Here is a 13,672-nt window from a genome sequence, read left to right as displayed (position 1 = left end):
CAGCACATGGTAGCTTGGAACAGAAGGGCGATTAATATACCTAAACTTATGGAGAAAAGCGAGCAAAGAGTTGCAAAAGTAGCGGAGTAACGGCGACAATATGAGCGGGATAAACAAAGGACTCGGTATCATGGCAAAACACTTCGAATTAGTTTCAGACTATCAGCCCTCAGGCGATCAGCCTACTGCCATTGAGCAGTTGTTGGAAGGTCTCGATTCTGGCCTTGCGCATCAAACTTTACTGGGGGTCACGGGGTCGGGTAAGACGTTTACTCTGGCAAATGTAGTCGCAACGGCTCAGCGTCCTGCCATCATCCTTGCTCCTAATAAAACACTGGCTGCGCAATTGTATGGTGAGATGAAGGCTTTTTTCCCGAACAACGCGGTAGAGTACTTTGTTTCTTACTATGATTATTATCAACCAGAAGCGTATGTGCCGACAACGGACACCTTTATTGAAAAAGACTCGTCTGTTAACGCACACATTGAGCAGATGCGTTTGTCTGCAACCAAAGCATTACTTGAACGTAAAGACGCCATTATTGTCGCGTCTGTTTCTGCCATTTATGGCCTTGGTGATCCGCAGTCGTACTTAAAAATGATGCTACACGTGACGCGCGGGGATGTGCTGGATCAGCGAGATATTATCCGCCGCCTGGCTGAGCTACAGTATTCACGTAATGATGTCGCATTTGAACGTGGTCAGTTCCGAGTTCGTGGTGAGGTTATTGATGTATTCCCCGCTGAATCTGATCAAGAAGCTGTCCGTATTGAGATGTTCGATGATGAAATCGACTGTATTAGCCTTTTTGACCCGCTCACAGGCGTTGTCGTTCAGCGTGACCTTGCACGGTATACGATTTATCCTAAAACCCACTATGTCACCCCAAGAGAGCGTATTCTTGAAGCGATCGAAGAGATAAAAGTAGAACTGAAGTCTCGCCAGGCTTATTTAACGGACAATAATAAATTGCTCGAAGAACAGCGGATTTCGCAGCGTACTCAGTTCGATCTTGAGATGATGAATGAGTTAGGTTTTTGCTCGGGCATTGAAAACTATTCACGTTATTTGAGTGGTCGTAGTGAAGGCGAGCCGCCTCCAACACTATTCGATTACTTACCCGCTGATGGCTTACTGATCATCGACGAATCCCACGTGACCGTGCCGCAAATAGGGGCGATGTATAAAGGCGACCGCTCTCGCAAAGAAACGCTAGTCGAATACGGTTTTCGTTTGCCATCGGCGTTGGATAATCGCCCGATGAAGTTTGACGAATTTGAAATGCTGGCACCGCAAACGATTTACGTGTCTGCAACGCCGGGCAATTATGAAATGGAAAAATCCGTGGGTGCAGTGGCCGATCAAGTTGTTCGTCCTACTGGTTTGTTAGATCCAGAACTTGAAGTGAGGCCTGTTGCAACACAAGTGGATGATCTGCTTTCAGAAGCTAAAAAACGAGCGGCGAAAGATGAACGAGTCTTGGTGACGACGTTAACAAAGCGTATGGCGGAAGACTTGACCGAGTATCTAAGTGAACATGGTGTCCGCGTTCGTTATTTGCACTCTGATATTGATACCGTAGAACGCGTTGAGATTATCCGCGATCTTCGTTTAGGTGTGTTTGATGTGCTTGTCGGTATCAACTTGCTGCGAGAAGGGCTTGATATGCCAGAAGTCTCATTGGTCGCGATTTTGGACGCGGATAAAGAAGGTTTCTTACGCTCTGAACGTTCGCTAATTCAGACGATTGGTCGTGCGGCAAGGCACTTAGAAGGGCGTGCTATTTTGTACGCGGATAAGATCACTAAGTCGATGGAAAAAGCAATGAGCGAAACCAGCCGACGTCGTGAAAAACAGCACGCCTACAATGAACTCAACGGACTGGTTCCAATGGCATTGAAAAGGAATGTTAAAGATATTATGGAGCTGGGCAGCGCAACAAAAGCGCGCAATAAGCAACCGTCTAAGCAAGTGCCATTATCAAAAGTCGCAGAACCATCACAGACTTATGTTGCGATGTCCTCTCAAGACATAGAAAAGAAAATTCTGGCGTTGGAAGCGGAGATGTATCGACATGCTCAGAACCTTGAATTTGAGCAGGCTGCCCAAAAACGCGATGAAATAGAGAAACTTAGAGCACATTTTATTGCGAATAGTTAACAGTGCTCACTATCTTTGGTAGTGTGCTTAAATATCAGTCATATAAATACTGGTCATAGATTGAAATTAGCCCTAGACGTCGTGCTTAGCCTGTACTCGTCTTTCACGATATTAGTTAGGAATTATGCAGCAGATTATTAGTGAGCCTAAATCTCGTTATCTTTTAATGGTAGAAGATACCGCCTCCGTCGCCGCGCTGTATCGCTCATATCTGACACCGCTAGGTATTGATATAAATATCGTCGGCAATGGACGAGATGCCATCCATAGTCTTGCTCACCGCACTCCGGATTTAATACTGCTCGATTTGCGTCTACCGGATATGACCGGAATGGATGTTCTTGATGCCGTTCGCGAAGTGAACCCTAACGTGCCGGTCATTTTTATGACCGCCCATGGTTCCATCGATATCGCTGTGGATGCGATGCAACATGGCGCGCAAGACTTCTTAATCAAACCTTGTGAAGCAGACCGATTGCGTGTCACGGTGAATAATGCGATTCGTAAAGCGTCAAAAAGACGAGACGAACTGAATGAAACCGGTAGTCCAAGTTACCAAGGCTTTATTGGAAGTAGTCAGACAATGCAGGCGGTGTATCGTACTATCGACTCCGCGGCGACCAGCAAAGCCAGTATCTTCATCACTGGTGAAAGTGGCACTGGCAAAGAAGTGTGCGCGGAAGCAATTCACGCCGCCAGTCGACGTGGTGATAAACCATTCATTGCGATTAACTGCGCTGCCATCCCTAAAGATCTGATAGAAAGCGAGTTATTTGGCCACGTTAAAGGTGCATTTACCGGAGCGGCGACCGATCGCCAAGGTGCGGCTGAGCTGGCCGATGGTGGCACGTTGTTTCTTGATGAATTGTGTGAAATGGATTTAGAGCTTCAAACTAAATTGTTGCGTTTTATTCAAACCGGAACTTTTCAAAAAGTCGGCTCGTCACGAATGAAAAAAGTCGACGTCCGGTTTGTTTCTGCGACAAACCGAGATCCATGGAAGGAGGTGGAACAAGGGCGTTTTCGTGAAGATCTGTACTATCGGTTATATGTGATACCGCTGCATTTGCCGCCGCTTCGGGAGCGGGGTGAAGATGTCATTGAAATCGCGTACTCATTGCTTGGTTTCATGTCGCACGAGGAAGGTAAGAGCTTTGTTCGTTTTTCTCCTGATGTTATTGATCGGTTTATTCAATATGAATGGCCGGGCAACGTGAGGCAATTGCAAAATGTGCTGCGCAACGTGGTGGTACTTAATCAAGGCAAAGAGATTTTATTGGACATGCTCCCACCACCGCTCAATATTCCTGTTGAAGCGAAAGTGGTGACCATTGAGCCTGTCGCTAATATGGCTTTTCGACCGCAAGACATTGTCCCACTTCATCAAAGTGAGCGCGCGATCATCGAACAAGCTATCGAAGCCTGTGACGGAAATATCCCTATTGCAGCGGGCTATTTAAGTGTTAGCCCATCCACTCTTTATAGAAAAATTCAAGCATGGAATGCCAGCGAGAAAAACACATGAATTATATGAATCACGATAAAGTGAAAAAACTAGGTTCTGAAATAGGTATGGATAATCTGCCTATTTTACTTGGCATTTTTACTGGTGAGCTCGTGACTTATCAAACCCAATTAACGACGGGGACACTGAGTGAGAAAGTGATGTGCATGAAAGACATTTCCCATGCGTTAAAAAGCAGTGCGGCGAGTTTTGGTGCAGAGGCGTTATGTGATTTCGCACTCGCTATTGATAGCGAGGCAAAGGGAGAGGCACTAGCGATCAATCAACATCGTATTGATGTCATGCTCACTCATTTACAAGCAACGCATGAGCAATATATCGAATTTTTGAACGGTTTAGATTGAAACGGTTTAGATTGAAACGGTTTAGGTTGAATCAAAGGTAGACCTAGATGAAAAGCATCTAGGTCTCACGTTCGCAATCACTCGCCAGCGCGGCTTGACTCAGTTGATAGCAGCGAGGTGATAGCGTGTTTCAACTTTTCACGGTCATGGCGCCAATCTCGATTGGGTGAAGCAAGCGGTCGTGTGATGCATGGCCAGTCGTCGATCAGTTCAGGGTGCGCTTCTTCGCCAAGAATAATATCTAGCTTGCGCCCTTGTAATGCGCGCTCGCACCACTCTAGTTTTTGCTTCAACGTCATTCTTCCTGCCGGCCCGTATTCTGGTGACAAGTTCTCAACAAAAACAATTTTCGCATGCTTGTTTTGATTCATTGCCTTGCTAATGTCCGCGAGCAGCAACGGCGGCATGATACTGGTTAAAAAGCTTCCTGGACCAAGGATAATGCAATCCGCTTGCAATATGGCTTCCACCGCTTCTTTTGTTGCGGGCACGATCGGGTCTAAGTCTAAGCGTTGTAAATCTTGCTCCATTTCATCGACGGAGGTTTCACCAGTGACCCAGCTTCCTTCGACCGATAGCGCGGTAAGGTCAGAAGGGTGTTCAGACATGGGAATAATATTCACGTCAACTTTCAGCATGCTTCGGATTAAGTCGATGGCTTCTAATGGGCGAACCGACAAGTTATCGAGAGCGGTGAGCATGAGGTTGCCCAGATTGTGACCGTTAAGCTCTCCGGCACCACGAAAGCGGTATTCAAACATCATCGAGCTAATAGAGGGCTCTGTAATCAACTGATTGATGCAGTTGCGAGTATCGCCCCAAGCTATGCCACCTTGGCAGTCACGGATACGACCAGTGGAGCCACCATTATCGGTTGTAGCAACAATTCCCGTTGCGTTTGAACCAAAATCAGCCAATGCTGCCAACATACGTCCTAGCCCATGACCGCCGCCAATTGCCACGACTTTGTTTGATGAATATATGCTCATCTTATTCTTCTTTTATGATTTATTTTATCTATATAAGATAAGGTAATTTGTTCAACTGATATACTCAGCTACAATAAAAATGATGAATATGTAAGGTTTTTTTACATTAGAGGTAGAAAACCATACTGTAATTGAGTATTTTACTCGTAAAGCTGTCCTCGTGAAAATAGCGAAGATTGCCATAACTCCGAGCTCTACACGCTAAGTCTTCGCTGGTATAAGCCAAGATACGCCTCTAGAGCCAGTGACAAGTTGTCACCAGGGCAGGATTGGAAATGATCTTGCCTCCCGTATTTGGAAAGGTGTTCCGTGGCGCAACAATTTGAAGATAAATTCCATCGCAAGTTTTATTACTTGCGCTTGTCTGTTACCGATGTGTGTAACTTTAAATGCACTTATTGCCTCCCTGATGGCTATAAGCCGCCCGGTCATAAACGACCGGCTTTTCTGACGCTTCCAGAAATCAAACGCGTAGTCACTGCGTTTGCGGACTGTGGTACGTCTAAAGTGAGGATCACCGGTGGTGAGCCTAGTTTAAGAAAAGACTTTCCAGAGATTATCGAAACCGTTGCCAATACGCCAGGTATTGTCAAGGTTGCGACGACGACGAATGGCTATCGTATGGCTAAACAGGTCGATCAATGGCAGAGTGCTGGTTTAACGCACATTAACGTGAGCGTAGATAGTCTTGACCCTCGTATGTTTTATCAAATAACGGGTGAAAATAAGTTCACCGACGTGATGCAAGGTATCGACCGTGCCCTTGAAATTGGCTACAACCAAGTCAAGGTAAACGTTGTTTTGATGAAAGATCTCAATGCCAAAGAGCTTCCTGCTTTCCTTCGTTGGATAAAAGATCGTCCTATTCAGTTACGATTCATTGAGCTGATGCAAACGGGCGAGATGGATGACTTATTTCAAAAGCATCATGTATCCGGTGTTGATATTCGAAATCAACTCATTGCTAATGGTTGGATTTTAAAAGCCAGAAGTGAAAACGATGGCCCTGCTCAAGTGTTTGTGCACGCAGACTATCGTGGCGAGATTGGTTTAATCATGCCTTATGAAAAGAACTTTTGTGAAAGCTGCAATCGCCTAAGAGTATCTGCCATGGGCAAACTGCATTTGTGTTTGTTTGGCGAGCATGGCGTAGAGCTACGCGATTTGTTGCAACAAGACACTCAAGAACAGGCATTGATCGAGCGCATTCAAGCGCAACTGCAAACGAAATCAGTGAGTCATTTTTTACAGGATGGAAATTCTGGAATGACACCTCACTTAGCTTCAATTGGCGGCTAGCCTCTAGCCGCTCCATAAATGATAAATAAATTTTGATAGGGTGAACAAATCATGGGTCACGCAGAAAGCAAATTTGTGCCTGCTAACATTGCAGTGTTAACCGTTTCTGACACACGTACAGAAGACAATGATACATCGGGTCGCTATTTAGTTGAGAACTTGCAAGACGCAGGTCATACCCTTGCAGACAAGAAAATTGTTATCGATGATATCTACCAAATTCGCGCCATTGTTTCTCAGTGGATTGCAGACGAATCGGTACAGGCCGTGATGATCACGGGTGGTACAGGGTTTACATCACGTGATAGCACGCCAGAAGCCTTAGTTCCTTTGTTTGATAAGCAAGTGGAAGGTTTTGGTGAGCTATTCCGTCAAGTTTCTTATGAAGAAATTGGGACTTCAACGATCCAATCTCGCGCTATTGCAGGTTTTGCGAATCACACGGTGATTTTTGCGATGCCAGGTTCAACAGGTGCTTGCCGTACTGGTTGGACGAAAATTATTAAGCAGCAGATGGACGCGAGCCACCGCCCTTGTAACTTTATGCCACATCTAAGTATCTAAGGGAGCTGGAATGTCAGAGTTTACTCATATTAATGCGTCAGGCGAAGCCAATATGGTGGACGTTTCTGCCAAAGCAGAAACCGTACGCGAAGCTCGCGCAGAAGCGTTTGTTCACATGGCACCTGAAACATTAAAGATGATTACTTCTGGAAATCATCACAAAGGTGACGTGTTTGCGACTGCCCGTATCGCGGGTATTCAAGCAGCGAAGAAAACATGGGATCTTATTCCGCTATGTCACCCGTTGCTGCTATCCAAGGTTGAAGTTCAACTAGAAGCAATCGAAGCCGAAAACAAAGTTCGTATAGAGTCTGTGTGTAAGCTGGCGGGTAAAACTGGCGTAGAAATGGAAGCCCTCACTGCGGCGTCTGTGGCGGCTTTGACGATCTATGATATGTGTAAAGCTGTGCAGAAAGATATGGTGATCGAGAACGTTCGCTTACTTGAAAAGACAGGTGGCAAGTCGGGACATTTCAAGGTGGAATCATGATTAAAGTACTGTTTTTTGCACAAACACGCGAGTTGCTAGGTACTGACAGCGTCGAGCTTGAAGGTGAGTTTTCATCCATCGAAGCGGTACGAGCCCATTTAGCCAATCAAGAAGGTAAGTGGTCACTTGCTCTTGAAAGTGGCAAGTTACTGGCTGCGCGTAATCAAGATATTGTTGCGATGACTGAAGCGGTGAATGATGGTGATGAAATTGCCTTTTTTCCTCCTGTAACGGGTGGCTAATATGAATCCTAGAGTAGCAGTACAAGCCGACGACTTTAACGTGGGTGAAGAGTATGATGCATTAGCTCAAGGTACCGCATCAGGCGCTGTGGTCACGTTTGTCGGCAAGGTTCGAGATATGAATCTGGGAGACGATGTCGTGGGGCTGTCACTCGAGCACTATCCAGGTATGACGGAAAAGTCACTGGAAGCGATCTGTGATGAAGCTGAAAACCGTTGGTTACTCAACGGAATCCGTGTGATTCATCGTGTTGGTGATATGGACGCAGGCGATCAAATCGTGTTTGTTGGGGTATCGAGTGCGCATCGTGGTGCGGCGTTTGAAGCGTGCGAGTTTGTGATGGATTATCTGAAAACCAAAGCACCCTTTTGGAAAAAAGAACGCACGACTCAGTCGACGCGCTGGGTTGATTCAAGAGAGTCAGACGCCCAAGCAGCATCAAGATGGCAACAAGAAGATTGAGCCAAAAGCATTAATATCCATGACAAAAAAGGCACGGTTAACCGTGCCTTTTTTGTGCGCGATATTCTTATACGCAAGTTTTATGCGCAATGTGTTTATACGCAATAGTAGAGCCTGCCACGCTATTTAAGCGTGGCTAAGTACGCACTAATCACCTGTTGTACACCTTGTTCGGCGTTGCTTGGTGCATTAAATTTTGCGAACGTTTTGACTTTTTCATGGGCGTTGTCGACGGCGTAAGAATGATAGCTAGCTTGCAGCATTTCAACGTCATTAAAGTAATCACCAAAGCTCATGGTTTGTTCGTGCGTAAAGCCAAGTGTTTTTTGGAGATGACGAATCGCTGTACCTTTTGAGGCTTCGACATTCATCACATCAAGCCAGATTTTGGCACTCACCACGACTTGGTGATCATGGCCAAACTCTTGATTTATAGCGGGATATACATGTTGTTCTGTGCCGTCAAAATGACAAATAGCGACCTTAATAAAGTCGTCTTCAACACTGAGTAGATCGGAGACAGATTCACGGCGATGGTAGTATTTCGCCATTTCTTCAAGCGCCTGCTCATCCTGTGTTTCTATATAAGCCGTTCGCTTGCCACAAAGTACAATATGCGCATTAGGAATCTTGCGAACTTCGCTAATAATACGATGAATAGCGTGTTTCTCTATTTCACAGCTGTAAAGCTCTTTACCTTGGTGCATGACCAGTGTGCCGTTTTCAGCGATGAACATCATCTGGTCTTGGATTGGCGCAAAGGTTTCTAATAGGCTGTAGTATTGACGACCTGAAGCCGCACAAAATATGATGCCGTTATCGTTAAGTTGACGATGTAGGTTAAAGAAATCGGTATCAAGTTTTCCTTGTGGGTTAAGCAAGGTCCCGTCCATATCGGAGGCAATAAATTTTATTTCGTTGGTCGGCATTTTTGCTTTCTCATAAAGGGTACGCACGCATTATAGAGTGATTCACTTTTATGGCATAGGGCGTGGGATCAATCGTCGCCATACTATTGGTGACATCGAGACGCTTTGTAAAGAAAGTTTCGATAGTAGGCTGAGTGTTTGATGCCTATCTCAGTGCTGTACTGTCCAGCCCAATTACTGATTTCTGAGTTGACGGCCCATACGTTCATCATGGCTCGGAGTTTAGTATCGGATTTCATCGGAATCGGCAGTCGCTTTGAGTGTCTGACTTTATAGACGACTTGCCCATCAATCAACCAGCGGATTGCGCGTCGATTCCACTCAATAGCGTAGGTATGAAAGTCTTCAGCGGCATCAAAATCTAGATAGTGAATATATTCATTTTTCTGTTGGTAATTGTCATCGTTGGTCCAGAAGTTGAATTGAACAAGGTTGGTATTAGAACCGAGAAATTCAATATCAATTTCGTTGTGTAAACCATTGCCCCCGTCAGGTTGGTCATGAGGGCCGGCGAATAAGAAAAAGGCACTGATCACTCCATCCGCTTTGACAGGTTTCATGTCGACTTGAAAGCAACCATTACCATAAAAGTCGAGCGTTCGTATTTCACCGGACACGATATCTAAGTAACCATGACTGTCTTCGGTGTTTTCCAAATGTATAGCCATCCCTTCAGGGCCAAAATCGATTTGGCTATTTTGCCAACGGTTGAGAAACGGAAAGCCATTCTCCCAATCATGAGCGAGAAACCAACGTTGATCGTCGAGTTGATGAAAGTCGTCAGAAAATGGCACTTCAACACCGAATGTCTCGGTTGCAGACAATGAAGTGAGGCCGGCAGTTAAGAGGAGTAGGGATTGCTTTTTCATTGACGATTTCCTTGAGTTGGTTGGCGTTATTCTTCCGTGAACATTAATTAGTGTGACGGTTTTTCCGAGTGTTTGACGTCTAGTTTTTGAGAAAAACGAATAAGATGACGTAACGCAAGCTTACTATTTTCAATATTTGGTTGCTAAGTGACTGTCGAAATGGGCATTTTTAGCGGTGAGTCAAAAATTAGGGTTACGAGTCGCGTTTGCTGAATTACAATCAGGTTATCAGTGTCACTAAACGCAAGATAGGGAATGAACTTGTCGATTATTAAAGAATGTATCAGAACCGTTGGACGAGGCTCACGAGGTCGAGGCCCACTAACGCAGGAACAAGCCAGATTGGTTATGGAGCAATATGTCGAGGGTAAGATCGACGATGATCAAGTGGCGATGTTGTTAATGCTGATTCGAGTGAGAGATGAAACTGCCGAAGAAATCGCAGGTTTTGTGGAGGCACTGAAGCCGAAGAATCATCAGGTACAAGCCGATTTCGACTGGCCACTATACGCAGGTAAGCGAGTTGGCCAAACGTCTGGTAAGCCTTGGCATTTATTGGCTGCAAGTATTCTCGCTGAAAATGGCGTAAAAGTGTTACTCCATGGCGATTTGGATAAAGAAAGTGAGCGTATTCATGCTCGCGATTGCCTGTCGTCACTCAATATCACCAAGGCAGACGACATTGAGCATGCTGGGCAAATGTTAGCGCAGCAAAATATCGCTTATTTACCGTTGAGTCACGTTTCGCCATTAGCGAAACGAATGCTAGATTGGAAGCATCGTTACGGATTAAGAACGCCTATCAATACAGTGATAAGAGCACTGAACCCGGCAAATGCCCCCTATGGAATGAGAGGCAGCTTTCATCCAGGTTTTCAAGAGTTACATGCACAAATCGAGCACTTACTCGTTCGTCATGCCGGCAGTGAACATGAATACAAGCGTATGTTGTCTTTTAAAGGACAGTCAGGGGAAACGGAGTTTAACCCTAAGGTAAGTCAAACCGTGTGGTGGGTAGAAGGCGATTCGGTGCATTCAACCTATATTGAAGAGACCATGCAGGACAGAGAAGTACCGAAATATTGTCCGTTTGAGACGCCGCAAGAAGAATGGCAACTCATGGCTAATACCGTCGTGGCAACGCTAGCCGCGGCACTGTTCACCATGTCAGGCGATTATTCATTGTCGGTGTCAAAAGCTGAATCGTATTGGTCAGCGTATTGTCGTAACACTTATATGACGGATTTAAGCCAGCCTTTGAAAACGTGCTAAGTCATGAATAGCAGTTTGCCGTATTATTTGAGCAAACGGCTATCTAGGCGCTAGCGGGCTGCCTTCTGAGTAACCAGAGCGCTCGTTTTGGTTACCCGCTATTGTGCCTGCCGTCATGTTCATCGTTTTATTCATTTTCCAAGGAATTAAATGAATGATGCCTAAAATCAGCTTGTTGCAAGTCGATGAAAACTCGCCGCTAATTAGTGCCTTAGCGTCCATGTTTCATTCTAAATGGTCTGACTTTAAGGAGAGTGACTTAGGCATTTTAAATCCAGAAGTGCCATTACCCATTGCTGCGGTATCAGACGGTCAGCTAGTGGGTGGCTTAGCTTTTTCGCTATTTGAAGAGCCGGGATGCACTCATAAAGTCGTTTGGCTTAACGCCGTCTATGTTAGGTGTGACTTCCGTGGGCAAGGAATAGCAAGCCAGTTGATTCGATATGCTCAAAGACAACTCACCCCCTCTAAATCTGGTCTGTATGCATACACAAATGTTCCAGCCCTGTATCAATCACTGGGTTGGTCAGAGGTTGATACAGAGTCGGAGCCAAACCATAAAGTCATGCGCATATCCTGACACTCTCACTGCGGGTTTAACGGGTAGGCGTGGTTGGTCTAAATTATTTTTGCCCCATTGTAAGCTAGACCTTTGACTCATTCATATCCTGTTCATGGGGTTTTGCCCTACTAAAAGTTATCCATTCTTCAAATGCTGTCGTCGTCAATCCCCGTGTTGTATCACGGGGGTAAATTCGACCTAAGTCTCAACATTTGGGCAGTCTCAACTTAATGATAGCCCTATCAATATGAGTTTGATTTAAGAGTCAACAAATGCATATCATTACATTGAATGTAAGCAATAAGTAAAATACAATCGCTCACCTAACTATTTTAACTATATGAGCTTTAAGTACATGTTTAAAGAAGAAAATCATTCCGAAGAAATTCTCCAAGCAGTTGATACTGAAGAGTCAACTGAACAAGCAGAACAAACAGCCAATATAGATGATGAGTGCACTGAAGAATGTGCTCATTGTGAAGGAGAAAATTCGGAATGTGAGCAATGCTCTGCTTCAAATGATGAAATTTTTGAAGATCCGATTATAACTTGTACCTATCGTTTCATTCACTCGGTAGCTGATGTAGAAGAAGCACTAGAACAGTTCGTGCCGTTAGCGTTTGATAAAGCTGAGAAGCAAAGCGACTTTATATTAGAACAATATAAGCTTGCTGATCAGTACGCCAAAGATGAATCGAGTCAAACAATGAGTGCTTCGATAATTTTGAAGACGAATCGGCTGTCTGATCGATATGTAAAGTCACAGGTACCAAGGACGTTAGTCAAATCTTTGTTTTTAAATGTTTTTAGTGATTTCGATACATTTACTGGCGAGCTATTAGCCTCGATTTATGAAAAAAAGCCTGTCTTATATCAGTCAATTTCAAAAAATGTACCTTTTAGTGACATTCTCAAATATGCAGATATCGATACTTTAAAAACACGCATTCTATCTGAGGATATCGAAAATTTTAGGCGAAAAAGTTACGTCGAACAATTTGATGAATTAGAGAAACAATTTAGTATTAAGACACTAAAGGATTTTAAGAACTGGGCTGTATTTGTTGAAGCAACTCAACGCCGAAACTTGTTCATGCACTGTGATGGCATTGTTAGTGAGCAATATATTAAAATTTGTTCTGAACATAAGTGCGATCTAAAGAACGTGAAAGTTGGCGATAAGCTAACCTTGTCTTATAGTTACCTCACACAAGTATTAGATGTGATGAGTGAAGTAGCGATTAAATTAGCAAATGTACTTTGGCGTAAGGTTTTACCAGAAGAAACTGAACTGTCTGATGATGCCTTACACCATTTCGTTTTTGATTATTTGAACGATGAGAAGTGGGCTCGCGCGATAAATATAGCGGACTTTGTAAGGCATACTGCTCGCTCCAAAACTGATCTTATGCAGAAAATCAACCTCACAAATCTTGTTATAGCGCATAAATTTTCAGGTTCGCAAGATATCGCTAAGAAAATCTTGCGCTCACAAGATTGGTCAGCTTCAATACATGACTTCAGGCTTTCAGCTGCGGTATTAGAAGATGATTTCGATGAAGCGCATGCACTGATGCTTCAAATCGGTGTTTCTAGTGACTTAATTTGTGAAAGAGCTTACTTAGAGTGGCCTTTATTCAAACAGTTTAGAAACACAGAGCAATTCTTGTCAGCATTTGCGGAAGTATATGGCTATCCATTTATAACTAAAATGCAGCAAAGCGCTCATGACCATGAAAAAGAAGTAGACGAAAAAGATATCAGTATGATACAAGTTGTATCAGATGAAGATGAAACTTCATCTGATAATGAATTATTAGATGCTAGTGAAAAACTAGAAGACGATTCTGAAGACAATATTGATTCTGAAGCTATTAAACCAACAGGTACCTGTTCAGACAAACCATAGAACAACTAAGATTTTGCGCAATTTAAATGACTATTGGAGAAATTTCATATGAGA

Annotated in this window: 14 protein-coding genes and 1 riboswitch; of the genes, 11 read left to right on the top strand and 3 right to left on the bottom strand. The window is 44.2% G+C overall.

The features are described 5' to 3' along the window. Window positions 1-130 precede the first annotated feature (130 nt). The 3 genes from uvrB to MD535_RS11920 all read left to right on the top strand — a co-directional run bounded on the left by uvrB (window position 131) and on the right by MD535_RS11920 (window position 4,030). The gene (gene uvrB / locus MD535_RS11930; RefSeq protein ID WP_265675247.1) at window positions 131-2,161 is read left to right on the top strand and encodes an excinuclease ABC subunit UvrB; all 2,031 of its coding nucleotides are present in this window, start codon (window positions 131-133) and stop codon (window positions 2,159-2,161) included. Between the two features lie 124 nt (window positions 2,162-2,285). Further along, entirely contained in the window at window positions 2,286-3,686 is a 1,401-nt protein-coding gene (gene luxO, locus MD535_RS11925) for a quorum-sensing sigma-54 dependent transcriptional regulator LuxO (RefSeq protein WP_265675246.1), read from the top strand. After that, window positions 3,683-4,030 carry an Hpt domain-containing protein gene (locus MD535_RS11920; protein ID WP_265675245.1) on the top strand — a complete coding sequence of 116 codons (348 nt, stop codon included), beginning with the start codon at window positions 3,683-3,685 and terminating at the stop codon, window positions 4,028-4,030. Before luxO ends, MD535_RS11920 begins: the two co-directional genes overlap by 4 nt. Before the next feature lie 77 nt (window positions 4,031-4,107). Here MD535_RS11920 and yvcK read toward each other — a convergent pair whose 3' ends face one another. Continuing rightward, complete coding sequence (gene yvcK / locus MD535_RS11915) at window positions 4,108-5,019, bottom strand: uridine diphosphate-N-acetylglucosamine-binding protein YvcK (RefSeq protein ID WP_265675244.1); 912 nt, start codon at window positions 5,017-5,019, stop codon at window positions 4,108-4,110. Between the two features lie 173 nt (window positions 5,020-5,192). Next, window positions 5,193-5,340: riboswitch (molybdenum cofactor riboswitch) on the top strand. Here yvcK and moaA point away from each other — a divergent pair. The 5 genes from moaA to moaE all read left to right on the top strand — a co-directional run bounded on the left by moaA (window position 5,329) and on the right by moaE (window position 8,077). Beyond that, window positions 5,329-6,318, top strand: a complete 990-nt coding sequence (moaA, locus tag MD535_RS11910; RefSeq protein ID WP_265675243.1) for a GTP 3',8-cyclase MoaA — start codon at window positions 5,329-5,331, stop codon at window positions 6,316-6,318. (Overlaps the previous riboswitch by 12 nt.) 51 nt (window positions 6,319-6,369) lie before the next feature. Continuing rightward, entirely contained in the window at window positions 6,370-6,882 is a 513-nt protein-coding gene (gene moaB / locus MD535_RS11905) for a molybdenum cofactor biosynthesis protein B (RefSeq protein WP_250616973.1), read from the top strand. Window positions 6,883-6,892: 10 nt separating this feature from the next. Continuing rightward, the gene (moaC, locus tag MD535_RS11900; protein ID WP_239941082.1) at window positions 6,893-7,372 is read left to right on the top strand and encodes a cyclic pyranopterin monophosphate synthase MoaC; all 480 of its coding nucleotides are present in this window, start codon (window positions 6,893-6,895) and stop codon (window positions 7,370-7,372) included. Then, the gene (gene moaD / locus MD535_RS11895) at window positions 7,369-7,614 is read left to right on the top strand and encodes a molybdopterin synthase sulfur carrier subunit (protein ID WP_265675242.1); all 246 of its coding nucleotides are present in this window, start codon (window positions 7,369-7,371) and stop codon (window positions 7,612-7,614) included. Before moaC ends, moaD begins: the two co-directional genes overlap by 4 nt. Before the next feature lies 1 nt (window position 7,615). Continuing rightward, window positions 7,616-8,077: a molybdopterin synthase catalytic subunit MoaE gene (moaE, locus tag MD535_RS11890; protein ID WP_265675241.1), complete on the top strand. Its 462-nt coding sequence runs from the start codon at window positions 7,616-7,618 to the stop codon at window positions 8,075-8,077. Window positions 8,078-8,199: 122 nt separating this feature from the next. Here moaE and MD535_RS11885 read toward each other — a convergent pair whose 3' ends face one another. Both MD535_RS11885 and MD535_RS11880 read right to left on the bottom strand, forming a co-directional pair. Next, window positions 8,200-9,006, bottom strand: a complete 807-nt coding sequence (locus MD535_RS11885) for a Cof-type HAD-IIB family hydrolase (protein ID WP_265675240.1) — start codon at window positions 9,004-9,006, stop codon at window positions 8,200-8,202. A gap of 83 nt (window positions 9,007-9,089) precedes the next feature. Then, window positions 9,090-9,875, bottom strand: a complete 786-nt coding sequence (locus MD535_RS11880) for a family 16 glycosylhydrolase (RefSeq protein WP_265675239.1) — start codon at window positions 9,873-9,875, stop codon at window positions 9,090-9,092. 261 nt (window positions 9,876-10,136) lie between these two features. Between MD535_RS11880 and MD535_RS11875 the strand changes: the two genes are divergently transcribed. The 3 genes from MD535_RS11875 (at window position 10,137) to MD535_RS11865 (ending at window position 13,618) form a co-directional block, all read left to right on the top strand. After that, complete coding sequence (locus tag MD535_RS11875) at window positions 10,137-11,147, top strand: glycosyl transferase family protein (RefSeq protein WP_265675238.1); 1,011 nt, start codon at window positions 10,137-10,139, stop codon at window positions 11,145-11,147. A gap of 154 nt (window positions 11,148-11,301) precedes the next feature. Next, the gene (locus MD535_RS11870) at window positions 11,302-11,727 is read left to right on the top strand and encodes a GNAT family N-acetyltransferase (RefSeq protein WP_390902927.1); all 426 of its coding nucleotides are present in this window, start codon (window positions 11,302-11,304) and stop codon (window positions 11,725-11,727) included. 337 nt (window positions 11,728-12,064) lie between these two features. Beyond that, a complete protein-coding gene (locus tag MD535_RS11865; RefSeq protein WP_265675237.1) occupies window positions 12,065-13,618 on the top strand; it encodes a hypothetical protein in 1,554 nt (517 codons plus the stop codon). Window positions 13,619-13,672: the final 54 nt, after the last annotated feature.

Origin of the sequence: Vibrio qingdaonensis, assembly GCF_026191675.1 — a bacterium.
GTDB lineage: Bacteria > Pseudomonadota > Gammaproteobacteria > Enterobacterales > Vibrionaceae > Vibrio > Vibrio qingdaonensis.
Note: the sequence above shows the minus strand (reverse complement) of the source record. Positions and strands in the feature narration are given on the sequence as shown.